27 protein-coding genes and 2 pseudogenes are annotated in these 26,099 nt (G+C 64.3%); 9 read left to right on the top strand and 20 right to left on the bottom strand.

Going from position 1 to position 26,099, the window contains the following annotated elements; all coding sequences use genetic code 11:
* Positions 1–26: 26 nt before the first annotated feature.
* On the top strand, positions 27–248 hold the full coding sequence (locus tag ACVW1C_RS01365) for a GNAT family N-acetyltransferase (RefSeq protein ID WP_456756846.1): 222 nt from the start codon (positions 27–29) through the stop codon (positions 246–248).
* Positions 249–259: 11 nt separating this feature from the next.
* Here ACVW1C_RS01365 and ACVW1C_RS01370 read toward each other — a convergent pair whose 3' ends face one another.
* The gene (locus tag ACVW1C_RS01370; RefSeq protein ID WP_456756847.1) at positions 260–1,075 is read right to left on the bottom strand and encodes a fumarylacetoacetate hydrolase family protein; all 816 of its coding nucleotides are present in this window, start codon (positions 1,073–1,075) and stop codon (positions 260–262) included.
* Between the two features lie 102 nt (positions 1,076–1,177).
* Positions 1,178–1,591 (bottom strand): DUF3597 domain-containing protein, encoded by a 414-nt coding sequence (locus ACVW1C_RS01375; RefSeq protein ID WP_092114034.1) that lies wholly within the window; start codon positions 1,589–1,591, stop codon positions 1,178–1,180.
* Between the two features lie 287 nt (positions 1,592–1,878).
* Here ACVW1C_RS01375 and ACVW1C_RS01380 point away from each other — a divergent pair, with 287 nt between their 5' ends.
* Both ACVW1C_RS01380 and ACVW1C_RS01385 read left to right on the top strand, forming a co-directional pair.
* Positions 1,879–2,790, top strand: a complete 912-nt coding sequence (locus ACVW1C_RS01380; protein ID WP_456756848.1) for a DUF2189 domain-containing protein — start codon at positions 1,879–1,881, stop codon at positions 2,788–2,790.
* A gap of 232 nt (positions 2,791–3,022) precedes the next feature.
* Positions 3,023–3,838: a lytic murein transglycosylase gene (locus ACVW1C_RS01385; protein WP_456756849.1), complete on the top strand. Its 816-nt coding sequence runs from the start codon at positions 3,023–3,025 to the stop codon at positions 3,836–3,838.
* Positions 3,839–3,969: 131 nt separating this feature from the next.
* On the opposite strand, the gene ACVW1C_RS01390 is transcribed toward ACVW1C_RS01385, so the two are convergent.
* Entirely contained in the window at positions 3,970–4,257 is a 288-nt protein-coding gene (locus ACVW1C_RS01390) for a hypothetical protein (protein ID WP_456756850.1), read from the bottom strand.
* Positions 4,258–4,991: 734 nt separating this feature from the next.
* On the opposite strand from ACVW1C_RS01390, the gene ACVW1C_RS01395 reads away from it, so the two are divergent.
* The 4 genes from ACVW1C_RS01395 (at position 4,992) to ACVW1C_RS01410 (ending at position 8,157) form a co-directional block, all read left to right on the top strand.
* Positions 4,992–5,144: a DUF1127 domain-containing protein gene (locus ACVW1C_RS01395; protein ID WP_016846063.1), complete on the top strand. Its 153-nt coding sequence runs from the start codon at positions 4,992–4,994 to the stop codon at positions 5,142–5,144.
* A gap of 110 nt (positions 5,145–5,254) precedes the next feature.
* A complete protein-coding gene (gene trmFO, locus ACVW1C_RS01400) occupies positions 5,255–6,688 on the top strand; it encodes a methylenetetrahydrofolate--tRNA-(uracil(54)-C(5))-methyltransferase (FADH(2)-oxidizing) TrmFO (protein ID WP_456756851.1) in 1,434 nt (477 codons plus the stop codon).
* A gap of 5 nt (positions 6,689–6,693) precedes the next feature.
* Positions 6,694–7,797, top strand: a complete 1,104-nt coding sequence (locus ACVW1C_RS01405; RefSeq protein ID WP_456756852.1) for a serine/threonine protein kinase — start codon at positions 6,694–6,696, stop codon at positions 7,795–7,797.
* Positions 7,798–7,872: 75 nt separating this feature from the next.
* Positions 7,873–8,157 (top strand): DUF1488 family protein, encoded by a 285-nt coding sequence (locus ACVW1C_RS01410; protein WP_456756853.1) that lies wholly within the window; start codon positions 7,873–7,875, stop codon positions 8,155–8,157.
* Here ACVW1C_RS01410 and ACVW1C_RS01415 read toward each other — a convergent pair.
* The 5 genes from ACVW1C_RS01415 to yajC are packed head-to-tail and all read right to left on the bottom strand — an operon-like array spanning position 8,154 to position 12,435.
* Entirely contained in the window at positions 8,154–9,017 is an 864-nt protein-coding gene (locus ACVW1C_RS01415) for a phytoene/squalene synthase family protein (RefSeq protein WP_456756854.1), read from the bottom strand. The two genes, ACVW1C_RS01410 and ACVW1C_RS01415, sit on opposite strands and share 4 nt — an antisense overlap.
* Positions 9,014–9,397: an Mth938-like domain-containing protein gene (locus ACVW1C_RS01420; protein WP_456756855.1), complete on the bottom strand. Its 384-nt coding sequence runs from the start codon at positions 9,395–9,397 to the stop codon at positions 9,014–9,016. Before ACVW1C_RS01420 ends, ACVW1C_RS01415 begins: the two co-directional genes overlap by 4 nt.
* A 6-nt stretch (positions 9,398–9,403) precedes the next feature.
* On the bottom strand, positions 9,404–10,432 hold the full coding sequence (secF, locus tag ACVW1C_RS01425; protein ID WP_456756856.1) for a protein translocase subunit SecF: 1,029 nt from the start codon (positions 10,430–10,432) through the stop codon (positions 9,404–9,406).
* A 10-nt stretch (positions 10,433–10,442) separates the two neighbouring features.
* Positions 10,443–12,038 carry a protein translocase subunit SecD gene (gene secD, locus ACVW1C_RS01430; protein ID WP_456756857.1) on the bottom strand — a complete coding sequence of 532 codons (1,596 nt, stop codon included), beginning with the start codon at positions 12,036–12,038 and terminating at the stop codon, positions 10,443–10,445.
* Between the two features lie 40 nt (positions 12,039–12,078).
* Positions 12,079–12,435: a preprotein translocase subunit YajC gene (yajC, locus tag ACVW1C_RS01435; RefSeq protein WP_166295821.1), complete on the bottom strand. Its 357-nt coding sequence runs from the start codon at positions 12,433–12,435 to the stop codon at positions 12,079–12,081.
* Between the two features lie 190 nt (positions 12,436–12,625).
* Here yajC and ACVW1C_RS01440 point away from each other — a divergent pair, with 190 nt between their 5' ends.
* Positions 12,626–13,609 carry an ATP-binding protein gene (locus tag ACVW1C_RS01440; RefSeq protein ID WP_456756858.1) on the top strand — a complete coding sequence of 328 codons (984 nt, stop codon included), beginning with the start codon at positions 12,626–12,628 and terminating at the stop codon, positions 13,607–13,609.
* Positions 13,610–13,699: 90 nt separating this feature from the next.
* Here the strand turns inward: ACVW1C_RS01440 and ACVW1C_RS01445 are convergent, their stop codons facing one another.
* A complete protein-coding gene (locus ACVW1C_RS01445) occupies positions 13,700–15,076 on the bottom strand; it encodes a peptidoglycan DD-metalloendopeptidase family protein (RefSeq protein ID WP_456756859.1) in 1,377 nt (458 codons plus the stop codon).
* 109 nt (positions 15,077–15,185) lie between these two features.
* Positions 15,186–15,842, bottom strand: coding sequence for a protein-L-isoaspartate(D-aspartate) O-methyltransferase (locus ACVW1C_RS01450; protein WP_456756860.1), 657 nt, complete (start codon positions 15,840–15,842; stop codon positions 15,186–15,188).
* A 326-nt stretch (positions 15,843–16,168) separates the two neighbouring features.
* Between ACVW1C_RS01450 and ACVW1C_RS01455 the strand changes: the two genes are divergently transcribed.
* Complete coding sequence (locus ACVW1C_RS01455) at positions 16,169–16,546, top strand: response regulator (protein ID WP_456756861.1); 378 nt, start codon at positions 16,169–16,171, stop codon at positions 16,544–16,546.
* A gap of 63 nt (positions 16,547–16,609) precedes the next feature.
* Here the strand turns inward: ACVW1C_RS01455 and surE are convergent.
* The 10 genes and pseudogenes from surE to ACVW1C_RS01505 all read right to left on the bottom strand — a co-directional run bounded on the left by surE (position 16,610) and on the right by ACVW1C_RS01505 (position 26,022).
* A pseudogene (gene surE / locus ACVW1C_RS01460) lies at positions 16,610–17,378 on the bottom strand (5'/3'-nucleotidase SurE).
* 79 nt (positions 17,379–17,457) lie between these two features.
* Positions 17,458–18,372 (bottom strand): hypothetical protein, encoded by a 915-nt coding sequence (locus ACVW1C_RS01465; protein WP_456756862.1) that lies wholly within the window; start codon positions 18,370–18,372, stop codon positions 17,458–17,460.
* A gap of 13 nt (positions 18,373–18,385) precedes the next feature.
* Positions 18,386–19,717 carry a serine--tRNA ligase gene (serS, locus tag ACVW1C_RS01470; protein WP_456756863.1) on the bottom strand — a complete coding sequence of 444 codons (1,332 nt, stop codon included), beginning with the start codon at positions 19,715–19,717 and terminating at the stop codon, positions 18,386–18,388.
* A gap of 187 nt (positions 19,718–19,904) precedes the next feature.
* Positions 19,905–20,699 (bottom strand): twin-arginine translocase subunit TatC, encoded by a 795-nt coding sequence (gene tatC, locus ACVW1C_RS01475; protein WP_456756864.1) that lies wholly within the window; start codon positions 20,697–20,699, stop codon positions 19,905–19,907.
* Positions 20,696–21,199, bottom strand: a complete 504-nt coding sequence (gene tatB / locus ACVW1C_RS01480; RefSeq protein ID WP_456756865.1) for a Sec-independent protein translocase protein TatB — start codon at positions 21,197–21,199, stop codon at positions 20,696–20,698. Before tatB ends, tatC begins: the two co-directional genes overlap by 4 nt.
* 160 nt (positions 21,200–21,359) lie before the next feature.
* Entirely contained in the window at positions 21,360–21,593 is a 234-nt protein-coding gene (locus tag ACVW1C_RS01485; RefSeq protein WP_050400528.1) for a twin-arginine translocase TatA/TatE family subunit, read from the bottom strand.
* Between the two features lie 335 nt (positions 21,594–21,928).
* A pseudogene (gene scpB, locus ACVW1C_RS01490) lies at positions 21,929–22,649 on the bottom strand (SMC-Scp complex subunit ScpB); the annotation flags it as partial.
* 22 nt (positions 22,650–22,671) lie between these two features.
* On the bottom strand, positions 22,672–23,493 hold the full coding sequence (locus tag ACVW1C_RS01495) for a segregation and condensation protein A (protein ID WP_092113984.1): 822 nt from the start codon (positions 23,491–23,493) through the stop codon (positions 22,672–22,674).
* Entirely contained in the window at positions 23,490–24,512 is a 1,023-nt protein-coding gene (nagZ, locus tag ACVW1C_RS01500) for a beta-N-acetylhexosaminidase (protein WP_456756866.1), read from the bottom strand. The genes ACVW1C_RS01495 and nagZ overlap by 4 nt, the downstream gene beginning before the upstream one ends.
* A gap of 46 nt (positions 24,513–24,558) precedes the next feature.
* Positions 24,559–26,022, bottom strand: coding sequence for an SPOR domain-containing protein (locus ACVW1C_RS01505; RefSeq protein WP_456756867.1), 1,464 nt, complete (start codon positions 26,020–26,022; stop codon positions 24,559–24,561).
* Between the last annotated feature and the right edge of the window lie 77 nt (positions 26,023–26,099).

Below are 26,099 nucleotides of genomic sequence, written 5' to 3' on the forward strand. Positions count from 1 at the left end.
GGGTTCACGGGCTTAGATCAAGGCCTGTGAAGCAACCGGGATTTTGCGATGGCTGCCGTCCGCGGACAACAAGGCCAAGAGGCGATACCGAGACACCGCGCGCCCTGCGCGGGCGCGGCATCGCATCGGAGCTGGTCAAGGGCGCGCTGGAGTTGATCCGTGCCGACGGCCACAAGGTGATCGCCGGCTGCAGCTTCGTGGTGGACTACCTCGACAAGCATCCGGAATACGCGGATCTAGCGGGCTAGCGCCGCGTTCGTCAGACGATCTTGATCGACATGTCGGGCAGGCCCTCAAGCTTGCAGAGCAGCACGTCGCCCTTGACGACCGGGCCGACATTCTCCGGCGTTCCGGAATAGATGATGTCGCCGGCCTTCAACTCGAAGGCCTCGGACAGCTTTGCGATCTGCTCGGCGACGCTCCAGATCATGTTCTTCAGATCCGAGCTCTGCCGGACCGTGCCGTTGACCGCGAGCGAGATCGCGCCCCGCGTGAAATGGCCGGTCTTATCAGCCGGGTGGATGGGCCCGAGCACCGCCGCATGGTCAAAGCTCTTGCCGATCTCCCACGGCTTCTTCTCCGCGGCCATGCCGTTCTGCAAATCGCGCCGCGTCATGTCGAGGCCGAGCGCGTAGCCATAGACGTGATCGAGCGCCTTGTCGGCGGGGATGTTGGTGCCGCCGGACTTCAGCGCGGCGACCAGTTCGACCTCATGGTGATAGTTCTTGGTCAACGACGGATAGGGATGATCGGCGACCGTGCCGATCGCGACATTCTGGATCGCATCCGTCGGCTTCTGGAAGAAGAACGGCGGCTCGCGGCTCGGATCGGAGCCGCGCTCGATCGCATGCGCGGCGTAGTTGCGGCCGATGCAGTAGATGCGGCGGACCTGGAACACCTCGGTGGCGCCGACGATCGGGATCGTCACGGCCGGGACCGCAAACATCGCCTTCGGCGCAGCCTCGGCGTGGGCCGGCACAGATCGCGCGGCGGCGCCGGCCAGCGCGAGGGCGCCGGTCGCAAGCATCGTCCGGCGATCGAGATCAGTCGTCGGAGTTTTCGTGGGAGTTTTCATGGGCGTTCTCCTTCTTGTCGGCCGATCTATAGATGCTCGCCGGTCCATAAAAAAGGGCCCGCGCTGGTGCGGGCCCTGGCCGTGTGCGGGATGACTATCCCGTCAGTGCTTGATATCCGGGGGCAACTTGCCGCCATTGGCCGCAAGCTTCGTCATCACCTGCTTGTGCAGCCAGATGTTCATGCTGGCGGAATCGTTGGTGTCGCCGGTGTAACCGAGCTCCTTGGCGAGCTCCTTGCGCGCCGACAGGCTGGAGTCGATGTCGAGCGCCTTCATCAGGTCGACGATCGAGGTCCGCCACTCGAGCTTCTCGCCCTTCGCGGCTACCGCCTTGTCGAGGATCGGGGCGACGTCAACGGACTGCGCAGGCGCCGCACCGGCGGGTACCGCGGCAGGCGACGGCGATGCGCTACCGGATCCACCGGCGGGAGCTGCGCTTGTGGCCGTTCCGCCGGCCGGCGCGGCGCTGGCGCTGCTGCCGAAGATCGCGCCCATGATTTTTCCGAAAATGCTCATCGTTCGCTCCCAAGAGAGTTAAGATGTGAAGGCCACACGGCAACGCACCGGCTGACCGAGGTCGCAGTTCAAGTGTATCGCCCCCCCAGTACCTTGCCAATGCGACATTCACTTAAGCGTGAGTGCTTTTGGCGGGGTTTGGGAGTACCCTCACTCAACAGTTCGCGACACGGCCAGTTCCCTGCTCTGTCTTTCGCGTCTGGCTTGCTCGTGATCGCTTCGAGAGGCGGTACGTTTGTGCCCGCGCGGCGGGCGCAGAATGCGCCGCCCAGAGGGAGACAACGACCATGGCCACTCCATACCAAGGCAATGTCACATCGATGACGCAGAGCGGACAAGGCCCCGCATCTGCGCCGGTTATCCGCACCATCGGCCTGTCCGATTTGCATCAAGCGCTGCGTCTCGGCTGGGAAGACTTCAAGGCAGTACCAAGTCACGCCATCATCCTGTGTCTGATCTATCCCGTGCTCGGCATCGTGCTTGCGCGCACCGTGCACGGCTATTCCGTGCTGCCTCTGCTGTTTCCGCTGGCCGCGGGCTTTGCCCTGCTCGGCCCGTTCGCCGCGATCGGCCTCTACGAAATGAGCCGTCGGCGCGAGGACGGCGGTGAGGCATCCGCATGGGACGCCATGCAGGTATTCCGCTCGCCGTCATTCGGCGCGATGCTCGGGGTCGGAACGTTGCTGTTCGCACTGTTCGTGACCTGGATCGCGACCGCGCAGGCGATCTACACCGCGGTGTTCGGCTATCAGATCGCGGCCGACATTCCCGATTTTGCCGCGCGCGTGCTGACCACCCCGCTAGGCTGGTGGTTGATCGTGGTCGGCTGCAGCGTCGGCTTTCTGTTCGCGCTCGTCGCGCTGTGCATCAGCGTGGTCGCCTTCCCCATAATGCTCGACCGCCAGGCGACCGCCGGCGAAGCCATGGTGACGTCGATGCGCGCCGTCGCACAGAACCCGGTGCCGATGGCGGCCTGGGGTCTGATCGTCGCGGTGTTGCTGGTGCTCGGCACGATCCCGTTCTTCCTCGGGCTTGCCGTCGTGATCCCCCTGCTCGGTCACGCCACCTGGCATCTCTATCGCGAGGTCATCGTCAAGGACCCGAACGCTCGGCCGGTGATCCCCGAGCCGCGTGAGCGCAAGCCCGCCGCCGACTTCCCGGCCAACCTGTTCCCGTGGCGGCGCAGCGATCGCGAATAAGCGCCGGTTAACCCGAACGCGTAAACGCCAAAGCAACCGCCGGCCGATTATATCGGCCGGCGGTTTGTCGTTCCGGATCGTCAAATGGGTGTGAAGTTGGCGTGGCATTTGCAGCACTGCTTGAGATAAACGGCTCGATCACGAGCCATGTTTTGGCCGCTGTTGCCGCGAACATACCCGCCGGGTTTCGCGACCAATCGATGATATCGCAGACTCCGGAGTGAAATTGCCAATGACCTCGCGCTTTTCCTTTCACACGCTCGCCGTCGGGGCGTGGCTGTTGACCTCGACCGTATCTGCGCTCGCCGCCCAATGCGGCACGGGCACGTTCGAGTCCTGGCTCGACGATTTCAAGAAAGAGGCTGTGACGAAGGGCATTTCGCAGAACGCGATCCAGGCCGGGTTGAATGGCGTCACGCAGGACAAGGCCATCCTGGCGCGCGACCATTCGCAGCAGGTGTTCAGCCAGACCTTCGAGCAGTTCTCGGGTCGGATGGTGCCGCCGCGCCTCAATCGCGGCTCCGACATGATGAAGCGCTACGGATCGGTGCTGTCGCGAATCGAGGAGGCCTACGGGGTGCCCGGTGAAATCCTGGTCGCGATCTGGGGGCTGGAGACCGATTTCGGCGTCAACACCGGCAAGTTTCCGACTATGCGCTCGCTGGCGACGCTGGCCTATGATTGCCGCCGCTCCGACATGTTCAAGGCCGAACTGACGGATGCGTTGCGCATCGTCGAGCGTGGTGATCTCGCGCCGCAGGAGATGCGCGGCGCCTGGGCCGGCGAGATCGGCCAGACCCAGTTCATGCCGTCGTCCTACATCAAGTTCGCGGTCGACTTCGACGGCAACGGCAAGCGCGACCTCTTGCATAACGTGCCTGACGTACTGGCCTCGACCGCGAACTTCCTGAAGAGCTACGGCTGGAAGAAGGGCAAGGGCTGGGAGCCCGGCAGCGAGAATTTCGCGGTCATCCAGCAATGGAACAAGAGCGAGGTATACGCCAAGACGATCGGCTACTTCGCCGCCCAGCTCGCCAAGGCTCCGTAGCACGGCGGAGTTACGTGGCGGCAGGAAGCCCGCACGTCGGCTCTGCTTCGATCAACGCTGCTCCTGCTCCGGCTGAATCAAAAAGGGCCGATTGCCCCAGGCAATCGGCCCTTATCGCCATGATCAAAAGCTTACTTCGCCATGCTCTCTTCGGCGGCCTTGCTGAGGTGCGCGCCGCATGCGCCCCACTTGTTGTTCAGCATCGCGTCCTGGGCGAGCGAGACTTCCTTCTCCGCCGCGAATTTGACCTCATTATCGCCCATCGCTTCGACGGCAGCTTCAGTCTTGCCGAAATTGGCACCGCTGCAGCCGACGCCCATATGATGACGATGAGCCGCCTGGGCTGGAGCAGCGACAGCATACGCAATGGCAGCCATGGAGGCTGCGGCGATGAATGTTTTAATCATGGGATGATCCATCTCTTGTTCTTGGACAGATCCCTGCGTGATTGCGGAATCTGCAGCGCAATTATTCGCTGTTCCCGGCACCATTCAGAATGAACTTCGCGCGATACGAATGTGATCGGCGCGGCACGCGGATCGCGCATACGTTGCATAGTGTTTCGATTACACGTCGGTAAGGAAGCGGCGCCGCATTAGCTCCGCTGCCAACGTTCACTTCAATCGAAATGCACTTCCGATAATCCTCAGCACATTCCGCGCGACACGCCGGACGCGACGGAGATCCGCACGGCGGAGAGGACCGAATTACCTCTCACGTCAATGCGACTGATTGACGCTCCGCCCGTTCAGGGGGCGCCCGCATCAAAATATGAACCATTAATCATTCTAACGCCATCTTGTTGCATGCGAATCACGCATGGAACACACCGACGTGATCCGGCAATCGAGGGCGCGAAAAAACTTGATTTGGCGGTCTTAAATTACCACATACCCGACCTGATCTAGCTTCCAAAAATTCCAACAACCAATTGATTACATAAATATTTTAGCGATTCGCCTTGTGTCGACGGAAGCTTCGTTTACGGGCCCGCTCGCCAAGCGCCAAACAATTAATCGAAACTTACCGGCGCCATGCGTTTTGGGTCTAGCTGCATCGCACCATTGGAACTACCGCGCCGCACCATATCATCTATATTCACTTCAACGATGAGGCTTAGGAAAAGCTGAATCTGAATTACTAGGAGACTACCATGTTGCTCTCGCTCATCCGCATGATCCAGGCTTTCCGGGATTATCAGCGCAATGTCAGCGAATTGTCCCAGCTCAGCGATCGTGAACTGGCCGATATCGGCCTCGACCGCTCGGACATTCCGCGCGTTGCCGCCGGTACCTACAACGGCTAATCGGCCGTAAGCCATCTGACGAACGGATAACGCCCGCTTCCACAGCGGGCGTTCTCGTTTCTGGTGCGGTTTCAGATGCATACGATCTCGAAACGCGCTAACGCTGCGCGATGACACCGCATCAATCCTCTTCCCAACCCGTGCACATCGTGGGCGCGGGGCTCGCTGGCTCGGAAGCCGCCTGGCAGGTTGCCAATTCCGGCGTCCGTGCCGTCCTGCATGAAATGCGCCCGCATCGGATGACCGAGGCGCATCGGACCGAAGGCTGCGCCGAACTGGTCTGCTCGAATTCCTTCCGTTCCGACGATGCCGCCAACAACGCGGTCGGGCTGCTGCATGCCGAAATGCGGCGGCTGGGCTCCCTCATCATGCGAGCGGCCGATGCCAACCAGGTGCCCGCCGGCGGCGCGCTGGCGGTCGACCGCGACGGCTTTTCCGCTGCCGTCACCAATGCGCTGAACGAACATCCGCTGATCGAGATCAGCCGCGAGGAAGTCGCAGGCCTGCCGCCCGCCGACTGGAGCAACGTGATCGTCGCCACCGGTCCCCTCACCTCGGCGCCGCTCGCCGAGGCCATCAGGCAGCTCACCGACGAGAATGCGCTGGCGTTCTTCGACGCGATCGCACCGATCGTGCACAAGGATTCCATCGACATGTCGGTGGCCTGGTTTCAGTCGCGCTACGACAAGGTCGGTCCCGGCGGCACCGGCGCCGACTACATCAACTGCCCGATGACCAAGGAGCAATATGACGCCTTTGTCGCGGCGCTGCTCGACGGCGAGAAGGTCGACTTCAAGGATTGGGAGACCAACACGCCCTATTTCGACGGCTGCCTGCCGGTCGAGGTGATGGCCGAGCGCGGTCAGGAGACGCTGCGCCACGGGCCGATGAAGCCGGTGGGATTGACCAATCCGCACAATCCGACGGTCAAGGCATATGCGATCGTCCAGCTGCGGCAGGACAACAAGCTCGGCACGCTCTACAACATCGTCGGTTTCCAGACCAAGCTGAAGCATGGCGCGCAGCTACGCGTGTTCCGCACCATCCCGGGCCTCGAGAACGCGGAGTTCGCCCGCCTCGGCGGCCTGCATCGCAACACCTTCCTGAATTCGCCGAAACTGCTCGATAGCCAGCTGCGCCTGCGCGCGCAGCCGCGGCTGCGTTTTGCTGGCCAGATGACGGGCTGCGAGGGTTATGTCGAGTCGGCCAGCATCGGGTTGATTGCGGGCCTCTGCGCTGCCGCCGACATGCGCGGCGTGGCGCTGACGCCACCGCCCGCCACCACCGCGCTCGGTGCGCTGCTCGGCCACATCACCGGTGGCCATATCGAGACGATCGACGCCGGTTCGCGCTCGTTCCAGCCGATGAACATCAATTTCGGTCTGTTCCCGCCGCTGGCCAGCCCTCCGACCAAGAAGCCGGACGGCTCGCGGCTGCGCGGTAACGAGAAGACGGTCGCCAAGAAGCAGGCGATCAGCGCGCGGGCACTCGCCGACCTCGACCACTGGATCGCAGAGCACCTGCGCGTTGCGGCGGCGGCCTGACAGTCATGAGCTTGCCGGAAGACGACGACGCCACCCTGTCGGCGCGCTGGAGCCAGGGCGTGCTGCTTAAGCGCGACGTGTTCTCGACGGTCGAGCGCGGCCGTTTCCGGACCGATGACGGCGAGGTCGAGGGCGTGCTGCGCCGGCTCGATCAGGTGCCGTTCTGGTCGTTCGCCGTGGCGCTGCATCTGTTCTCGCGCGAACGCCGCGCGCTGACCCTGGCGCGCGATCTCGACGTCGGCCCCAAGCTGTTGTGGGCAGGCAGGCGCGCACTGGTGCGCGGCTTCATCGACGGCGCGGCGCTGCATCTGGCGAAGCCGCATGGCGACGTCGCCTATTTCCGCTCAGCCAAGGCCGCGTTGCGCAAGCTGCATCGCGCCGGCATCTGCCACAACGACCTCGCCAAGGAGCAGAACTGGCTGGTCGGCCGCGACGGCCGCGCCTACCTCACCGACTTCCAGCTTGCTGCCTGCTTCAAGAGCCGAAGCCGGCTGTTCCGCATCGCAGCCTATGAGGATCTGCGGCATCTGTTGAAGCACAAGCGCAGCTACGCGCCGGAGGCATTGACGCCGAAGGAGCGCAAGGTGCTTGCGAAGAAGTCCGCGGTCGCCAGCGTCTGGCTCAAGACCGGCAAGAAGGTCTATCAGGCGATCACCCGCGGCATCTTCAATTTCACCGACCGCGAGGGCGGCGGCCGGCGGCTGGTCAACGACGCGCCGGTGCTGGTCGATCTGATCCGCAGGAATCCAGATGTGCGCGACACCGCGATCGTCGCCTTTGCCGACAGGCGCGTCGGCGTCGGTCTCTACGCTTTCGTCGAGGCCGACCAGTCCGCATTGGAAAAGACGCTGCGCAACGAGCTTGCCGCCGCCAAGGGCGTCAAGCCGCCCGAACACATCCAGATCGTGCATGCATTGCCGCGCGATGCGGCCGGCAAGCCGCGCACCGAAATCCTGCAGCTCGTCGCCATGAACCAGATCGACTTGATCGAGCCGATGATGCGCAGCGACGCCGATCGCAAGTTCCTCAAGGACATCCTCGAGCAACGCAAGAATCTGCGCGACCGCTTCAACTTCGAAGTTGCCGAGATGGATCGGCCGGTGCGCTGAAGCGCGCGCACTCTCGACAAATGCAGCTCGAAGCGCCAATCTTGTGAGAGCTAGCGCACTCAAGGGACAAGCTTAATGCCACTCACCCGTGGCCGTATCGGGGGATATAATTCCGAACGCTTGGCGTTCGGATTCACCATGATGCACGGCGATCAGGAAATTGAATGTCAGATCAGCGACGCCGCAATGGACGAATTGGCCGGCACGCGCGGAACACCGAGCCTGGCCCGGCAGGCGCAGTTCATTGCGCTGCGCGACGCGATCGAGATGATCGCATCCGACATCTTTGACAGCGGCCCGGTGGTCAAAGGCGCGACGATCCGGATCTTCACCAAGCACATCTCGAAGGAACAGAGCTAGCGACCGAACTCTTCGGTGCGCGCAGCCCGCCACAACGTCCAGAGCGTGCGCAGGCGCGACGCTGGCTTCGGCAGGAACGGATCGTAGTCAGCCCTTCTCACCCGCTTCAGCTCGCGCCTGACGTGAGCGAGCGGCAGGAAGATCGGCCTCACGCCGGACGGCACATCGGCAAGCAGCCCGAATGCGGTCTTGAGATGACCCTGAGCCTCGTCAGCAAGCTGATCGATCGCAGCACGGATGTTCGGCGTCGACTTGCCGGCAAACACCTCCTCCTTGCTGCTGCCGTGCTGCTGCAGCAGCGGCAGCGGCAGAAACAGCTGCTGCCGCGAGGCGTCGCGGCCCAGCGCCAAGATGACCTGCGCCATGCCCTGCGCGAGGCCGGCATGACGGGCCAGATGATCGATCGCCTCCGATGGCCGCGCCACCACGCGCGTGGCCTGCGCGAACAGCGCCGCTGCCGTGGCGTCGAGGTAGCCCTCGAGGGCGGCCAGCGACGGCATCGGGTCGTTGTAGAGATCGAACTGATGCTCCTCGACCAGGAGCGAGAACGGCGAGACCGGCAGGCGGTGATTGCGGATCGCATACAGCAGCTCCGCGGCGACCGGATTGCCCTCGACGCCGCCGTGTCCGGCGCCGGCCAGCATGTCGGTCCACCATTGCAGCCGCATCTCGCCGGGCAGCGGCTGGCTGACCTGCTCGTGCACGCGCGAGACCTCGATGTTGAAGGCGTAGATCGCGAGCAGCGCCCGGCGCTCCGGACCCGGCATGAACAAGGTCGACGCGTAGCGCACGAAGTCATGGGTCCGCACCAGATCGGCGCAGAACGCCGCGCCGTCGGTCGGCGCCTCCGTCGCGCTCATGGCACCGCGATCAGCGCCGCCGCGACGCGACGCCGCTCGCCCAGCATGATGTTGTAGGTGCGGATCGCGGGGCCCGTCTGCATCGGGTCGAGCACCACCCGCACCGCGCGCAGGGCCTCGCGCAAACCCCTTGGCGGCACCCAGACCTCGGTGCCGGTGCCGACGATCAGCGTATCGATCGCGTTGGCGGCCGCGAATACCTTTTGCAGCGCGTATTCGTCGATCTCCTGCGGCCTGGTCACCGCCCAGGCCCAGATCGCATCGGGCAGGCACAGCAGCGAGCCGCGGTGCGACATATCGGCAAACACGAAGCCGCCCTTGCCGTAGGCCTCGATCGGCGCCGACCTCGGAAGATGGGGAGCGTCCGAGGAATTGCTCATGACCGGCTACTTCTTGGCTGCCGCGTTCGGCTTCTTCTCCGATTGATCGTCGGCGGCGTCGCGCCTCGTGGTGCCGACGCCGAGATAGATCAGGATCGGTGCCGCGATGAAGATCGAGGTGTAGGTGCCAACCAGCACCACGCCGAACATCATGACGGCGGTGAAGCTGTGAATCGCCTGGCCGCCGAACAGCAGCAGCGCGAGCAGCGCCAGGGTCACGGTGACGTGGGTGATGATCGAGCGCGACAGCGTCGAGTTGATCGATTCGTTGAGCAGCTGCGGCATCGGCATCTTCTTGTAGCGCCGCAGCATCTCGCGGATACGGTCGTAGATGACGACGGTGTCGTTGAGCGAGTAGCCGAGAATCGTCAGCAGTGCCGCGATGCTGGTGAGATCGAAGTCGACCTGGGTGATCGACATGAAGCCGATCGTGAGCACGATGTCGTGGACGTTGGCGATCATGGCGCCGAGCGCGAACTGCCACTCGAACCGGAACCAGAGATAGATCAGGATGCCGACGATCGCGAGCATCAGGCCGAGCATGCCGTAGGCAAGCAATTCGCCGGAGACGCGCGGTCCCACCACTTCGACGCGGCGGTAGTCGACGGAATCGCCGAGCGCGCCGCGGACCTTCGTCACCGCGTCCTGTTGCGCCTGATCGCCGCCGGGTTGCTCGGCGACGCGGATCAGGACTTCGGCCGGACCTCCGAACTGCTGCAACTGCACCTCGCCGAGACCAAGGTCGTTCAAGGTCGTGCGCATCGCGGCAATGTCGGCGGTGCCGGACTTGGCCCGTACCTCCAGCAGTGTACCGCCCTTGAAGTCGATGCCGAAATTCAGGCCGTGGGTGAAGAACAGCGTGATCGCAAGGATCGAGAGCAGCGCCGAGATCGGGAAGCTGATGCGGCGAAAGCGCGTGAAGTCGAAATGCGTGTCGTCGGGCACGATGCGCAGCGCCGGCATCAGCCCGAGCGCCGCGACCACGGTCAGCACGGCGATCAGGATGCCAAGGCCAATGAGAACAGTATGAGTCACAATAGGCCTCTCAGATCGGCACGGTTTGCGGCCGCTTCCACCGCACCCATGTCGCGACGATCAGGCGCGTCAAGGTAAAGGCGGTGAACACCGTGGTGATGATGCCGATGCCGAGCGTCACGGCAAAGCCGCGCACCGGTCCGGTGCCGATGTAGAACAGCACGGCGGCAGCGATGAAGGTGGTGATGTTGGAATCGAGGATGGTCGCCAGCGCCCGCTTGAAGCCGGCGTCGATCGCCGAGATCGCGTTGCGGCCGCCGCGCAATTCCTCGCGGATGCGCTCGTAGATCAGCACGTTGGAGTCAACCGCGATGCCGACCGTCAGCACGATGCCGGCGATGCCGGGCAAGGTCAGCGTGGCGTTGAGCAGCGACAGCAGCCCGAAGATCATGGCGACGTTGATGGCCACCGCGATGTTGGCGAACACCCCGAACAGCCGGTAGGTGATCAGCATGAACACGATGACCAGGATCGAGCCGACATAGGCCGCAAGCTCGCCCTTTTCGATCGAGTCCTGCCCTAGGCCGGGACCGACCGTGCGCTCCTCGACCACCGTCAGCGGTGCCGGCAGCGCGCCGGCGCGCATCAGGATCGCCAGATCGTTGGCCGACTGCACCGTGAAGCTGCCGGAGATCTGGCCCTGTCCGCCGGTGATCGGCTCGCGAATCACGGGGGCCGAAATCACCTTGTTGTCGAGCACGATCGCAAACGGCTGGCCGACATTATCGGCGGTCGCCTGAGCGAATTTGCGCGCGCCCGAGGTATTGAATTTGAAGCTGACGATCGCCTCGCCGGTACGCTGGTCGAAGCCGGGTTGGGCATCGGAGAGTTCACTTCCGGAAACCAGGACCTGCTTCTTCACAATGTACGGAACCGGTGGCGGCGATGCGCTCATGAGCCGCTCCGAGTCCGCGGGCACCGTGGCCTGATCGGGCGATGCCGTGGTGTCGACCATGCGGAATTCCATCTTCGCGGTCTTGCCGAGCAGCTCCTTCAGATGGGTCGGGTCCTGCAGGCCCGGCACCTGCACCAGGATGCGGTCGGTGCCCTGACGCTGGATCAAGGGCTCGACGGTGCCGAGCTCGTTGACGCGGCGCTCGACGATCTGGATCGACTGCTCGATGGTCTTGCGCATCCGCTCGATCATCGCTGGCTGCGACACGGTCAGGCGGATCAGGCCGCCCCCCGCATCTGTCACATCGACGTCGCGCTGGCCGCCGGAGCCGAGCAAGCCGCCGATCGGTTGCGCGATCTCGCGAAGCTTGGCCAGCGCTGCCGGAACATCGCTTTCCTTCGCGATCCGGGCCTCGACGCCATCGTTGCGGATTTGCACGCCCCCGATGAAGCCGATCCGGGCGTCACGCAGCGCCTTCCTTGTGTCGTCGCGAACCTGTTCGAGCTTTTCCTTCTTCACATAATTGGCGTCGACCTCGAGCAGCAGATACGAGCCGCCTTGCAAATCGAGACCGAGGACGAGGCGCCGCTGCGCCCAGGCCGGCCAGGTCTTGACCTGCGCCTCGGGGAAGAAATTGGGCACGGCGCACAGGCAGACCACCAGCGCTGTCAGGATAATCCCCAGCGCTCGCCACCGCGTGAAATACAACATCGAGTTGACCTGTCAGATTCAACAAAAGGCTCCGCGGCAATCAGCTCGCGGAGGCCTCGTCCTTGGCGTCGCCCTTCGCCGGCTCACCCTTGGTCCGCACGCCCGAGATCATCTGGCGCATCTGCCGCACGCGAACGCCGTCCGAAATCTCGAACTCGATCTGGTCGTCGTCGACCACCTTGGTCACCTTGCCGACGAGGCCGCCCGAGGTCACCACGGTGTCGCCGCGGCGGATATTCTTCACGAGGTCGGCATGATCGCGCACCTTCTTCTGCTGCGGGCGCAGAATCAGGAAGTACATGATGACGAAGATCAGCGCGAATGGCAGCAGCGACATCAACATGCTGTTGGTATCAGTGCCAGCTCCAGCCTGAGCAAACGCAGGAGTAATCAGCATTCGGACGATCCTCGGATAAGACGGGAAAGAACCGGCAGCGCCCTCGGGTTCGGGGCGGTATGGCGGTCCGGACAAATTCGCGCGGACTATAGCGGCCGCGGTCCCAATTGCAACGTTAACGGACCTTCATTTAGGGCGCTTGCGGGACCGCCGCCAGCCCGATAAGGCTGCGCAGTCAGGAACTGGACAAATGCCGAAAAAAGCCAAGAAAACTCCCAGTAAATCAGCCCGCAAAACCACCCCTCAAGCTGCGGCCAAGCGTGCCGCAAACGCCGCGACAAAACGCCCGGTAATGCCGCTCGACGGCATCACTGCCGAGCGGATCGCGAACGCCCTGGAGACCATTGCGAGCCGCCTTGCGGCCGCCTCCCCGGCCCCTGATCCGGCCGAGTCGTTCGGCGCCGCTGACGCCTTTGTCTGGCATCCGGACGGACGCCTCGCCCCGGTGCCGCGCGTCAGCCGCGTCGAGATCGGCCTGCTCAGGGGCGTCGACCGGATGCGCGACATCCTGATGGAGAATACCGAGCGCTTCGCCAACGGGCTGCCCGCCAACAATGCGCTGCTGTGGGGCGCCCGCGGCATGGGCAAGTCGTCGCTGGTCAAGGCGACGCATGCCAGCCTCAATGTCGATCGCAAGCCGGCCGACCGGCTGAAGCTGATCGAGATCCACCGCGAGGACATCGAGAGCCTGCCCGGCCTGATGGAGCTGCTGCGCAGCTCCTCGTTCCGCTTCATCGTGTTCTGCGACGACCTCTCCTTCGACGGCAACGACGCCTCGTACAAATCGCTCAAGGCGGTGCTGGAAGGCGGTATCGAGGGACGCCCCGAGAACGTCATCCTCTACGCGACCTCGAACCGGCGGCATCTCTTGGCACGCGAGATGATCGAGAACGAGCGCTCGACCGCGATCAATCCGGGCGAAGCGGTCGAGGAGAAGGTGTCGCTGTCGGATCGCTTCGGCCTCTGGCTCGGCTTCCATCGCTGCAGCCAGGACGAGTACCTTGCGATGGTGAAGGGCTATTGCGACCATTACGGCATCAAGATCGCCGAGGACGAACTCGAGCGCGAGGCGCTCGAGTGGTCGACCACCCGCGGATCGCGTTCCGGCCGCGTCGCCTGGCAGTACACGCAGGAACTCGCCGGCCGGCTCGGCGTGCGGCTGAGCGGGAACTGATCGCGGCAGCATTTGCGCAAAACAAAACGGGGGAGGCTTGCGCCTCCCCCGTTGTCTTTGTTGTGAGACTTGGAAGTCCCGGCGCGGAACCTACGCGCCGTTGAGGAACTGGAGCGGATCGACCGGAGACGATCCCTTGCGAATCTCGAAGTGGAGCTGCGGCGAGCTGGCCTCGCCCGACTGGCCCGACTTGGCGATCACCTGGCCGCGCTTGATGGTATCGCCGCGCTTCACCAGGATTTCGCTCGTGTGGGCATAGGCGGTGACATAGCCGTTGGAATGGCGAACCAGCACGAGATTGCCGTAGCCCTTCAGCTCATTGCCCGAATAGGCGACGACGCCGTCTTCGGCCGCCTTGACCGGCGTGCCTTCGGGCACCGCGACGTTGATGCCGTCGTTGACCTTGCCGTTGGTCTTCGAGCCGTAGGCCGTGATGACCTTGCCGCGCACCGGCCAGCGGAACGTCGGCAATGCGCCGGTGGCTTCGCTGGACTTGGTGACAACGGGCGCTTCTGCGGCGGCCGCCGGCTGTTCGACGGTCGCGGTCGGCTGAACCAGCCGCGCGCTCTGCTGCGGCAGCGCCGTGGCGACGACCTTCGGGGCCGCCATGGCGGGTGCCGGAGCGACCGCAACCGGTGCGGCAGCAACGCCCTGCGCGACCGGCGCCGGAGCCGCCATCGCAGTCTTGGCGCCAGGCACCACCAGCTTCATGCCGAGGCTGAGCCGGGCCGACTGATCGAGATTGTTGGCGCGGGCAAGCTCGGCCACGGGAATGTGGTGCTGGCGCGCGATGCTGTGCAGCGTGTCGCCGCGATTGACGTAGTGGACGCCAACGGGCGCCGCAGCCACGGCAACGGGCCGCGTCGCCGGCGCGGCCATCGCCGGTGCTGCCGCGGCGGCCACCGGGCGCGGAATGACCAGCTGCTGGCCGGGCGACAGCACGCGCGGTCCCTTGTAGCCATTGGCGCGCAAGATGTCGGCGGTCGAGACGTTGTAGCGGCGCGCCAGCACTTCGAGCGTATCGCTGGTGCCGACGATGATGGTGGTGCCGCTATGTCCGGCATGCGCGGCGGCGACCGAATGCGGAACGGTGCCGGTGGCTTCGATTTGCGGGCGCACAGGCGGCGGCGTGTAGGACGAAAGCCCGCGCCCTCCTCCGGAGACGCCAGCGTTGGCGACCGGGTAGGACTGCGGTGCCGCAACCGGCGGCGGCAACGGCTGTGACTGGTACTGCGAATATTGCGGTTGCGTTCGCGGTCGCGCGTATTGCGGCAGCTCGCGCGGCGGCTGTGCCTGCACGGTGCCGGTCGGCTGCGGATCAAACGCAAACGGATTTTGCGAGTAGGAGTTTTGCGAGAAGCGCGACGACATGTCGGCGCTGCAACCGGCAAAAGCCATGGACATCAGCGCCAGCACCGCAGCCTGCGGTACGCGACGCGAGCGAAGCAACTCAACAACCCCAGACATGGTTACTCACTCGTACGCAACAAAAGACTGTTTTGAGTAAACACGTCGCGAGTAAATAACCGCTTAACCCTGCGAATAAGGCGTTGGCGCCAACCAGCAAATCGCGAAATTACAATTCGCGGGCGATTCCCGGCAGCGCCGGCACAAAGCGGACGTCGACCAATTCCTTGCGGTCGAAGCCGCCCTGCGTCCGCACCACGCGGACCAGGGTCTGGGTACCCTGATGCGGCCCGACCGGGGCGATCAGGATGCCGCCCGGATTGAGCCGCTCCAGCAGCTTCTCCGGGATCTGCTCCATCGCCGCGGTGACGATGATGCGGTCGAAATCGCCGGCCCCGGCCGGGACGTCGAAGCCGTCGCCGAGCAGCACCTCGATGTTGTAATAGCCGAGCTTTTCGAGGCGCTTGCGAGCGCCGTCGGCCAGCGTCCGGTAGCGCTCGATGGTCAGAACCTGCTTGCACAGCCGGGACAGCACGGCCGCCTGGTAGCCCGAGCCGGTGCCGATCTCGAGCACGCGGTGGTCCTTCTGCAGCTGCAGCTGCTCGGTCATATAGGCGACGACGAAAGGCTGGCTGATGGTCTGCCCGCAGGCGATCCCAAGCGCGCTGTCGCGATAGGCCTCGTTGCGATCGCGCGGATCGACGAACACCTCGCGCGGCACCTCCTCCATGGTGCGCAATACCGCCTGATCGCTCACCCCTCGCCGCCGCAGGGTGAGCTGAAACATCATTTTCTCGGTCGGATCGGGCTTCACGGCCATGTTCATCAGCGTCTCTGGGCGGCAGCGCGGAATCTTGCTCTGGCTTGATGCCATTGAAATCCGAAATGCCGCGTTAAGGAAAAATTTCCCGTCACCTTTTGTTCCCGACCAGGAACCGGCAGCCCGATTTCGTGTTGGCGCCCATGCAGCAGCTTCCAATATAGTCGATAGCGACGCACCCGGCCGGAGACTAGACGAATCCCACGCAACGCGTCAGTCAGGGCGATCCGGCGACGCGGCGCGCGCCAAAAACCGGCTAATTCCCAAACGTTTGCATTGCGCCTTATAGTGTTATTTGCGAGCCTATTTCAGGGACGGGCAGGGATTCCATCATGACAGCGACACGGCCGGCGGGCTGTTCAGTTTTCCTCGTGGAGGACGAGGTCATGATCCGGATGATGGTCGCCGATATGCTGGAAGAGCTCGGCCACAGCGTCGCGGCCGAGGCCGGCGAGATCGGCGAAGCGGTCAAGCTCGCGCAATCGACCGAATTCGACCTCGCGATCCTGGACGTCAATGTCAATGGCAAGGTGATCACCCCGGTCGCCGAGCTGATCAACGCCCGCAACCGCCCCTTCATCTTCGCGACCGGTTATGGTTCGTCCGGCCTACCCCCGGAGTATCGCGATCGTCCGGCGCTGCAAAAGCCCTTTCAGCTGGAAACGCTGGCGCAGGCAATCTCCAGCGCGATGAGGGGCGCGCCGGTTTAAACCTCACCGGCATTCGTAGCCCGGACGCAGCGAAGCGAAATCCGGGCTACAGATTCCCCTGCATCACTTCAACGTCGCGGTCAGCGCTTCCGAAAATGTCTCATCGGTGCGGTCGAGCCGCAGCGGCGTCACTGAGACGTAGCGCGCGGCAAGCGCGGCGAGATCGGTGCCTTCGGCCGGCGCATCCATCATCGCCGCGCGCTCGAAGCCGATCCAGAAATACGGATTGCCGCGTCCGTCGTGACGGCGATCGATCTTCAGGAAACCTTGATTGCGCTTGCCCTGCCGTGTGATCCGGATGCCCTTGACGTCATCGGGCATGCAGGACGGGAAGTTGACATTGATGACGGTGTTGCGGGGAACGCCTGCGTCGATCACCTTGCTGATGATGTCGGGTCCGAATTTCAGCGCGGTGTCCCACAGCGGCGCGTTGCGCGTCTCGATCGAAAACTCCTGCGACAACGCAAACGACGGAAAGCCCAGTATGGTGCCTTCCAGCGCGCCGGCGATGGTGCCGGAATAGACCACGTCCTCGGCGACGTTGCGGCCCTTGTTGACGCCGCTCAGCACGAGATCGGGCAGCTTGTCTCCGAGAATGTGGCGCGCGCCCATGATGACGCAATCGGTCGGCGTGCCGCGCACCGCGAAGTGACGCGGGCCCACTTCGCGCAGACGCAGCGGATCGTTGAGCGACAGCGAATGCGAGACGCCGGACTGGTCGAGCTCGGGGGCGACGATCCAGACGTCGTCGGACAATGAGCGTGCGATCTGCTCGACGACCTGCAGGCCGGGGGCGGTGGATGCCGTCATCATTGGTGCAGAGAATTCGCATCCGTCAAAGTGCCTCTTGTTCCGATACGACGCGGGTTTCTTGAGTTGCGGGGCCTTGAGCTGATTGCCGTCTTAACCGGCTAGGGCCGCGGAGGCAAACGCGGCCCGTGCCATCCCGCCGACGTGACGCGCCATGGATGCACGAATCGACCGCTGCCGGCGATCTTGCGGTCGAACACCGGCCAGGCCGGTCGGGCTGGCCGCCGGACAACCGTAACGACCGGCGCCAGCACTGGCGCTTCGAGTTTCTTAACCGGCGCGGCCTGTCGCATCTCGGACGTGTGGGGCTCGGATTTGAGCGGCTCCGTCTTCGCAGGTTCAGCTTTGGCAGGTTCGACCTTGGCAGCTTCAGGTTTGGGAGCTTCGGCCCTGGGCGGTTCAACCTTGGGCGGTTCACCCCTCCGAGATTCAGGTTTGCGCGGCTCGGGAGTGACCGGAGCCGCCTGGAGAAGCTCGGGCCTCGGAGCCTTCGGAAGCGCCGATTTAGGGAGCTCGGATCTGATGGGTTCAACCTTGCGAGGCTCAAGCTTCGGCGCATCAGACTTGGGCGTCTCGAGTTTGGGCGGTTCGGGCTTTGGCGATGGCGCGGGCGCCTCTTCGGCCGGCTTTACGACGGGCACGGCCGCAACCGATTTCGATTTCAGCCTCGCCAGCAGCTCCTCGATCGAGGGCACCGATTCCGCGTCAAGCGGAGCCCGCGGCGCGGCCGGCGGCATGGCCCGGACCGGAGGCGGCGGCAACGCGACGGCTGCCGGCGCGGGTTGATCGGCCGGCGCCAAGTGGACGAACTTGCCGCGCGCGATCTCCAGCGCCTTGTCGAAATCGGGCCTGTCGATCCAGGCCTTCGATTGCACCTCGGTCACGCGGGCTTCCCACAGGCGCGCGGCCTCGATGTCGTAATAGCCCATCTGCTTCTGATTGATCAGCTGCAGACCGTGCCCCGTGACGGCCCATTGTCGACCAAGCCAATGGATGTCACGGTGGAGCGGCATCACACTGGCCCTCGCCTCACATGCCGTGCTCGATGACCTTGAGCCCGCCCATATAGGGCTGCAGCACGTCGGGCACCGCGATCGAGCCATCCTGCTGCTGATAGGTCTCCATGACGGCGATCAGGGCGCGCCCGACCGCCGTGCCGGAGCCGTTCAGCGTATGCACGAAGCGCGGCTTGCCGTCGGGGCCGCGATAGCGCGCGTCCATGCGTCGCGCCTGGAAATCCCCGCACACCGAGCAGCTCGAAATCTCGCGATAGGCGCCGCCATCGCCCTGCCCCGGCATCCACACCTCGATGTCGTAGGTCTTCTGCGCGGAGAAACCCATGTCGCCGGCGCACAGCGTCATCACGCGATAATACAAATCGAGCTTCTGCAGCACCTGTTCGGCGCAGGACAGCATGCGCTCGAGCTCGTCCTTGCTGGCTTCCGGCGTCGTGATCGACACCAATTCGACCTTCGTGAACTGGTGCTGCCGGATCATGCCGCGCGTATCGCGTCCCGCGGCTCCAGCTTCGGCGCGGAAGCACGGCGTCAGCGCGGTGAGCCGCATCGGCAGCTCTTTTTCGTCGAGGATGGATTCGCGGGCGAGGTTGGTCAGCGAGACTTCCGCGGTCGGAATCAGGCCGAGGCGCTCGCTGCGCAGATCGGCATTCGGCGCCGAGAGCAATTCGCCCTTGATCGCCCAGAACTGATCATCCTCGAATTTCGGCAACTGGCCGGTGCCGAACATCACGGCGTCGCGCACCAGCAGCGGCGGATTGATCTCGGCATAGCCGTGCTCGCCAGTGTGCAAATCGAGCATGAACTGCCCGATCGCGCGCTCGAGCCGCGCCAGTCCCTTCTTCAGCACGACGAAACGAGCGCCGGACAATTTCGCAGCCGCCTCGAAATCCATATAGCCGAGCGCGGTGCCGAGATCGTCGTGCGGCTTCGGCGCAAAGCCGTAATCACGCTTCTTGCCGAACACATGGTGCTGGACGTTGCCGTGCTCGTCGGTGCCGTCCGGCACCTCGTCGAGCGGCAAGTTTGGAATCGACGACAGCTCTTTCGTCAGCTCGTCGTCAAACGATTTCGCGGCGGCCTCGAGCTCCGGCATCGTGGTCTTGAGCTCGGCGACCTCGGCCATCAGCTTGGCCGCGCGCGCCTCGTCCTTTGCCTTCTTGGCGTCGCCGATCTCCTTCGAGGCCGCATTGCGTCGCGCCTGGGCCTGCTCGGACGCCAGGATCGCCGCACGCCGCTTCTCGTCGATCGCCAGCAGCGACGGCGACAGGGCCCCAAGTCCGCGGCGTTTCAGGCCGGCGTCAAAGGCTGTCGGGTTGTCGCGGATCGCTTTGATGTCGTGCATGGGTCAGTCCTGGCAGGGCTACGCGTAGGTAAACTACGGTCATGTAGCTCCACTACCACGACCGTCATCACCCGCGAAAGCGGGTGATCCAGTATTCCAGAGGCGTCGGCGTATCACCGAGAAGCCGCGGGGTACTGGATACCCCGCCTTCGCGGGGTATGACACCGAGGGTGAGGCGAAGGCGGCCCTACTCGGCCGGATTGGTCGCCGACGGCGCGCTCGAGGTAGTGGCCTTCTTCTCCACGATCCCGACCGCTATGATGGCGCCCTCGTAGAGCAAGAGCAGCGGGATCGCGAGCGAGGCCTGGCTCAGCACATCGGGCGGCGTCAGCACGGCGGCGATGATGAAGGCGATCACGATGAAGTAGCGCCGCTTCTCCTTCAGCATCTTCGAGGTGACGATGCCGATGCGGCCGAGCAGTGTCAGGATCACCGGCAGCTGGAACGCGATGCCGAAGGCGAAGATCAGCGACATCATCAGCGAGAGATACTCGCCGACCTTGGGCAGCAACTGGATCTGCGCCGTCTCCGTGCCCGCAGCCTGCTGCATGCCGAGCGAGAAGCGGGTCAGCATCGGGAAGACCACGAAATAGACCATCATCGCGCCAAACACGAAGAACACCGGCGTCGCGATCAGATAAGGCAGGAACGCGTTGCGCTCGTGCTTGTAGAGCCCGGGCGCCACGAACTTGTAGATCTGCGTCGCGACGATCGGAAACGAGATGAAGCCGGCGCCGAACAACGCGAGCTTGAGCTGCGTCAGAAAATATTCGAGCAGCGCGGTATAGATGAATTTGGAATTTTCCGGCCCTGCCACCCAGATGAAGGGCCAGACCAGGACGTTGAATATCTGCTTGGCGAAGAAGAAGCAGATGATGAAGGCCACGCCGAAGCCGAGCAGCGCCTTGATCAGCCGCGAGCGCAGCTCGATCAAATGATCCATCAAGGGGGCCTTGCTGGCCTCGATATCTTCGGCGCTCATGACGCCCTCGCGTCCTTGAGCACGTCAGGCTGTGGCGGCGTCTCGTCCTGCGCAGGCGCCGGCTCGGGCTTCACCTCGCTGGTGATGGCGAGCGGCTCGCCGGCGGCAGCGTGCGTCTCGGCCTCGACGAAGGTTTCCGGTGTCGGCGGTGCGGGTGTTGTCGGAGTGACCGGTGCGTCGATTGCGGAGGCGACCTGCGTATCAACCGGCTTGTCGATCTGCAGGGCGTCGCTGACATCCTTGTGCAGCGAGGTCATGATGTTGCCGCTGGTGATGCCGGTTGCGGCTTCCCTGACCTCGTCAAAACTTTTCTTGAGGTCGGCCATCTCGGCCTCGCGCATGGCCTCCTGGAACTGGCCCTGGAATTCGGCGGCCATTTTGCGGGCCTTGCCCATCCATTGCCCGACCATGCGCAGCACGCCCGGCAGCTCTTTCGGGCCGATGGCGATCAGCGCGACGACCGCGATGACGACCAGTTCACTCCACCCGATATCGAACATGAATTGTTCCGCCTAAGCGCGCCGCCATCGGCCCCATCGGTCCTGACAGGATCCGGGGCTGCCGGCGCCTTTTCTCAATCGGCGTCCATAGCGCGTCTCTGCGACGACGTCACCGTTTCGCGCAAAGAAAAACGTCGAAATATGCGTCAGTGCAGGCGCGTTAGACGGCCTTGCTGCCGACGTCCTGGCGCGCGGCCGACGGCGCCGCATTGTGGTCGATCGCCTTGGTGGACTCCGGCTTGTCCGCGACCTTGTCGTCGTCCTGCATGCCTTTCTTGAAGGCCTTGATGCCTTGGGCGACGTCACCCATCAGGTCCGAAATCTTGCCGCGTCCGAACAGCAGCAGGACCACTGCGATCACGACGATCCAGTGCCAAATGCTAAGCGAACCCATCCTGCAACCCTCCAGAAATGGCCGGCGGACCGGCCTGAACTCTGCCGGAAGTTAGGCCCGCGGGGTGTCAAAAACAAGGACCTCGGCCGCGGCAAATCGCTGTCGCGGCTACGTAATATTGCTAGGCTTAACCGGGAATATTCCGGGCTATTCGCCCTTCTCCTCGGCGCCGTCGTCATCGCCCGCGTGGTCGATGCGCTCGTCCGGCTCACCAGCGTCAGGTTCGGCCGCGTCCACCTCGGTGGCAACTTCCGCTTCGAGGTCGGTTTCGGCCTCGGCTGTCGTTTCGACCTCGGCAGTCCCAACCTCGGCAGCCGTTTCGCTCTCGGTCTTCGGTTCCTCGGCTTCCGGCTCGACGGCCGGCGCGAGCAGCAGTTCCAGCGTATCGCCGGGCTCGAGCGGCTCCTCGTCCTCCCGCAGCGTCGCATCATCCGATGGCGAGGGAACGGAAAAGCCGGTCGGCAGGCGCGAGTCGAGCAGACCGGTGCCTTTCAGCTCTTCGAGTCCCGGCAGGTCGCCGAGCGCTTCCAGGCTGAACTGCGACAGGAAGGCGTCGGTGGTTCCGAAGGTCAACGGACGCCCCGGCGTCTTGCGGCGGCCGCGCGGCCGGATCCAGCCGGTCTCCAGCAGCACGTCGATGGTTCCCTTCGACGTGACCACGCCGCGAATCTCTTCGATCTCGGCGCGGGTCACCGGCTGGTGATAGGCAATGATCGCCAGCACCTCGATCGCTGCACGCGACAGCTTCCGGGTCTCGGTGCTCTCGCGCGTCATCAGCCACGACAGATCGCCGGCGGTACGGAACGTCCACTTGTTGGCGACCCGAACCAGGTTGACGCCGCGCGGCGCATATTCCGCCTGCAACTGCGCGAGCGCCACCTTGATATCGACGCCGTCGGGCATCCGCTTTGCCAGCGTTGCCTGATCGATCGGCTCGGCCGATGCGAACAACAGGGCTTCAAGGAGCCGCAATTCCTCAGGACGCGCTACCGGATGATCCATAGGAGAAACCTCCTCCTCGGGCTCGTCTCTGCGCACTTCCGCCAAGCTTGCCATGGGCTTGCTCTCCTTCTTCCACTTACTCAACCGAAAGGTCCGGCGCAGCCATTGCGGCCTGCGCTTGACGCTTTCGGAAATAGATCGGCGCGAACGCCTGCTTCTGGTTGATTTCCATCTCGCCCTCGCGAACCAGTTCGAGGGCAGCAGCGAAGCTCGATGCGAACACCGTGGCCTTCTGCTTGGGATCGGCGACGTAGTTCATCAGGTACTCGTCGAGGCAGCTCCAGTCCTCGGCGAGGCCGACCAACCGCTCCAGCGAGGCGCGAGCCTCGGCCAGCGACCACACCGTCCGCTTCGCCAGATGCACTGAAGTCAGTACGCGCGACGCGCGCTGCGTCGCATAGGCCGACAGCAGGTCGTACAGGGTCGCGGTGAACTTCGGATGCTTGATCTCGGCGATCGATTCCGGATTGCCGCGCGGGAAGATATCGCGCTGGAACTGCGGGCGGTTCATCAGCCGGTTCGCCGCCTCGCGGATCGCTTCCAGACGGCGCAGCCGGTTGGCAAGCGCGGTCGCCATTTCCTCGGCGCTGGGCCCCTCCGCGCTCGGCGGCTCGGGCAGCAAGAGCCGCGATTTCAGGAACGCAAGCCAGGCCGCCATCACCAGATAGTCGGCCGCGAGTTCGAGGCGAATCTTTCGCGCCGCCTCGATGAACGAAAGATATTGGTCGGCGAGCGCAAGGATCGAAATCTTCGACAAGTCGACCTTTTGCTGCCGCGCCAGCGTCAACAGCAGGTCGAGCGGGCCCTCATAGCCCTCAACGTCGACCACCAGCGCCGGTTCGCCCTCGGCGAGGTCGGCCGGCCGACCGGTCTCAAACGATAGAATTTCAGCGGTCATGCCGTCCCTACCCGATTCAACAACGCATCCAGTTCAGCCCGTGCCGCCTGCCGGTCGAGCGGCTCAGGCTGCTTGCGCGCGGCGAGCGTCGCCTTGGCCCGCTCAAGCGCATTGCCGGCCAGTTCCGGCGTTTCCCGCGCGACCTCGCGCATTTCGTCGATATTGCCGTTACAGTGCAGAACCATGTCGCAACCGGCGCTGACGATGGCGCGGGTCCGCTCGGCAATTGTTCCGGCCAGCGCATTCATCGACACGTCATCACTCATCAACAAACCCTGGAACCCGATCAGGCCGCGAATCACCTGTTCGATGATTGTCGCAGAAGTCGTTGCCGGATGGACGGGGTCCAGCGCGCTAAACACAACATGTGCAGTCATCGCCATCGGCAGGTCCGCCAGCGGCCGGAACGCGGCAAAATCGGTCCGTTCCAGCTCCTCTCTGGCGGTATCGACCGTCGGGAGGCGAAAATGGCTGTCCGCGGTAGCGCGGCCATGGCCGGGAATATGCTTGAGAACCGGCAGCACGCCGCCTTGTTCCAGCCCGTCCGTGACCGCGCGGGCGATTGCCGCGACCTTGTCCGGCTCGGTTCCATAGGCCCGGTTGCCGATCACCGCATCTGCGCCTGCCACCGGAACGTCGGCCAACGGCAGGCAATCGACGGTAATTCCGAGATCGATCAGGTCGGCCGCAATCAGCCGTGAGCTGAGCCGGGCCGCCGCAAGTCCAAGCTTCGGGTCGATGTCGTAGAGCGCGCTGAAGCTCGCGCCGGGCGGATAGACCGGCCAATGCGGCGGCCCGAGCCGCTGCACCCGCCCGCCCTCCTGGTCAATCAGGACCGGCGCATCGGCCAGGCCGGCCGCTGACCTGAGTTCCTCAACAAGAGCGGCCACTTGGGCAGGACTCTCGATGTTGCGCTTGAACAGGATGAAGCCCCATGGCCGCTCGGCGCGAATGAATTCGCGTTCAGCGTCGTTGAGGATCAGCCCGGATACGCCCGTGATGAATGCGCGGTTCGTCATTCGGCCGATTAGGCCGCATGCAGCTCACGGGTCAAGGAAACGGCCTTTAATTTCTTTGGATGAGGCACTGCGGCCCACCGGCCGACATCAAGCTCCGGCACAACTGGCTCGCCTCTTCCGACGACGCGAACGGGCCGGCAAAGGCGCGGTAGTAGACGCCCTTCTCGCCGAGATCGACGCGCTTCACCACCAAAGGCTGCGAACCGAGCACGTTGCGATATTTGCCCTGCAGCGTCCGATAGGACGATTGCGCGTCCGCCTCGTTTTTCTGCGACGACACCTGAACCAGGTATCCACCGCCACCAACGGAGGCGGTCGTGTTCGACGCAACCCGGGTCGGAGGCGCGGCCGAAGCCGCCTCAGCCTGACCAGGAACCAGCGACATTGGGGCGTTCACGCTGGCATTGGCCGCAGCCGGGTTACCGCGCGACACTGGAAGCTTCGTAGCGGCCGCAGGCTTGGCCGGCACGGCGGCCGCGGCCTGCGCGCCATCGGGCGAATCGCCCTTGACGGCGAGCGTGCGGATCTTGCGCGGCTCGTTGTTCGGCAGCGTCCCGTTCGCGGTGATCGGCGCGGGCGCGGGCTGCGCCGTCTGCACGGTTGATGCCGGCGGCGGATTCGCATTGGCGTTCAGCGGCGGAAACACGACGCGCGGTCCGGCGGTCTTCGAATTGACGTCGACCGGCGTCTCCTCACGCGACACGATCTTCTCGGTGCCGTCACCCGCTGCCATGCGATCCGGCGTCTTGGCCGGCGCATCGGCCTGGGCCGGGATCACTTTGGTCGGCGTGTTGTCGGCCTTGATGATCGGCGGCTCACCGCTGCGGGGCGAGCCGACATAGGTCCGGTAGGCGTACGCGCCACCGACACCGAACACGCCAAGCGCCAGCACCGCGGCGACCGTCATCAAGCCGCTACTCCGCCGGCGCGGTTCAGGCTCTTCCTCGTCGGCCTCATACGCATAGGGATCGTCCGGGTAAGCCGGTTCGCGCTGCAGGTCCTGTTCGCCGGCTTCCAGCTGACCGTAAAGCGCGTCGTCATAGCGCGACGGATCGTGGTCCTGGCCGCCACTCTGATAGGGCTCGGCGTCAAAGGCCTCGGGCTGCCTCGGAGGCTCGACCGGCCGATAGGTTGCGACCGGTTCGGGCGCGGGCGGCTGCGCCCGCTGGGCCGCATAGCGGTGCAACGGATGCACCGGCTTCGGCTGGTAGTCCTGTTCGGGCTCTTCGTACTCGGTGTGCTGCACAGGCGGCGGAGCGACGGTCTCCTGCCGCGCGCGCTGCATCCAGGGCGGCGGGCCCGCGGACGGCGCATCCTCGTCCTCGGCCTGCGGATCATATTGTTGCGGCCGCGCATTGGCGCGCGACTGCAGCGGACGCGGCGGCGGCTTGTTCGCGGCGCCGAATGGATCCGTCTGGCCGATCAGTCGGGCCAGTTCGGCGAGCGGATCGCTCTCGGCCTTGGGTGCCGCGTCGGTGGAAAAAAGTCGGTCCTGATATCGATCAGCCATCGTGATGATGCATCCCCTTCGGGACAGCGCCAAGATCGCCGGCACAGCCGGTCCGAACGAGTTGGCCCCTGCCAGAT

The sequence above is a fragment of the Bradyrhizobium sp. USDA 4011 genome (assembly GCF_054063415.1).

Bases quoted from the DNA above. Each gene is read 5' to 3' on its own strand.
- ACVW1C_RS01380 (WP_456756848.1), top strand. From the start codon at position 1,879: ATGGCCACTCCATACCAAGGCAATGTCACATCGATGACGCAGAGCGGA.
- ACVW1C_RS01455 (WP_456756861.1), top strand. From the start codon at position 16,169: ATGACAGCGACACGGCCGGCGGGCTGTTCAGTTTTCCTCGTGGAGGAC.
- ACVW1C_RS01505 (WP_456756867.1), bottom strand. From the start codon at position 26,022: ATGGCTGATCGATATCAGGACCGACTTTTTTCCACCGACGCGGCACCC.
- trmFO (WP_456756851.1), top strand. From the start codon at position 5,255: ATGACACCGCATCAATCCTCTTCCCAACCCGTGCACATCGTGGGCGCG.
- ACVW1C_RS01415 (WP_456756854.1), bottom strand. From the start codon at position 9,017: ATGAGCGCGACGGAGGCGCCGACCGACGGCGCGGCGTTCTGCGCCGAT.
- secD (WP_456756857.1), bottom strand. From the start codon at position 12,038: ATGTTGTATTTCACGCGGTGGCGAGCGCTGGGGATTATCCTGACAGCG.
- nagZ (WP_456756866.1), bottom strand. From the start codon at position 24,512: ATGACGAACCGCGCATTCATCACGGGCGTATCCGGGCTGATCCTCAAC.
- ACVW1C_RS01410 (WP_456756853.1), top strand. From the start codon at position 7,873: ATGCCACTCACCCGTGGCCGTATCGGGGGATATAATTCCGAACGCTTG.
- serS (WP_456756863.1), bottom strand. From the start codon at position 19,717: ATGCACGACATCAAAGCGATCCGCGACAACCCGACAGCCTTTGACGCC.
- tatB (WP_456756865.1), bottom strand. From the start codon at position 21,199: ATGTTCGATATCGGGTGGAGTGAACTGGTCGTCATCGCGGTCGTCGCG.
- ACVW1C_RS01450 (WP_456756860.1), bottom strand. From the start codon at position 15,842: ATGAACATGGCCGTGAAGCCCGATCCGACCGAGAAAATGATGTTTCAG.
- ACVW1C_RS01405 (WP_456756852.1), top strand. From the start codon at position 6,694: ATGAGCTTGCCGGAAGACGACGACGCCACCCTGTCGGCGCGCTGGAGC.
- tatC (WP_456756864.1), bottom strand. From the start codon at position 20,699: ATGAGCGCCGAAGATATCGAGGCCAGCAAGGCCCCCTTGATGGATCAT.
- ACVW1C_RS01385 (WP_456756849.1), top strand. From the start codon at position 3,023: ATGACCTCGCGCTTTTCCTTTCACACGCTCGCCGTCGGGGCGTGGCTG.
- ACVW1C_RS01370 (WP_456756847.1), bottom strand. From the start codon at position 1,075: ATGAAAACTCCCACGAAAACTCCGACGACTGATCTCGATCGCCGGACG.
- ACVW1C_RS01395 (WP_016846063.1), top strand. From the start codon at position 4,992: ATGTTGCTCTCGCTCATCCGCATGATCCAGGCTTTCCGGGATTATCAG.
- ACVW1C_RS01445 (WP_456756859.1), bottom strand. From the start codon at position 15,076: ATGTCTGGGGTTGTTGAGTTGCTTCGCTCGCGTCGCGTACCGCAGGCT.
- ACVW1C_RS01390 (WP_456756850.1), bottom strand. From the start codon at position 4,257: ATGGATCATCCCATGATTAAAACATTCATCGCCGCAGCCTCCATGGCT.
- yajC (WP_166295821.1), bottom strand. From the start codon at position 12,435: ATGCTGATTACTCCTGCGTTTGCTCAGGCTGGAGCTGGCACTGATACC.
- ACVW1C_RS01440 (WP_456756858.1), top strand. From the start codon at position 12,626: ATGCCGAAAAAAGCCAAGAAAACTCCCAGTAAATCAGCCCGCAAAACC.
- ACVW1C_RS01495 (WP_092113984.1), bottom strand. From the start codon at position 23,493: ATGACCGCTGAAATTCTATCGTTTGAGACCGGTCGGCCGGCCGACCTC.
- ACVW1C_RS01375 (WP_092114034.1), bottom strand. From the start codon at position 1,591: ATGAGCATTTTCGGAAAAATCATGGGCGCGATCTTCGGCAGCAGCGCC.
- ACVW1C_RS01420 (WP_456756855.1), bottom strand. From the start codon at position 9,397: ATGAGCAATTCCTCGGACGCTCCCCATCTTCCGAGGTCGGCGCCGATC.
- ACVW1C_RS01485 (WP_050400528.1), bottom strand. From the start codon at position 21,593: ATGGGTTCGCTTAGCATTTGGCACTGGATCGTCGTGATCGCAGTGGTC.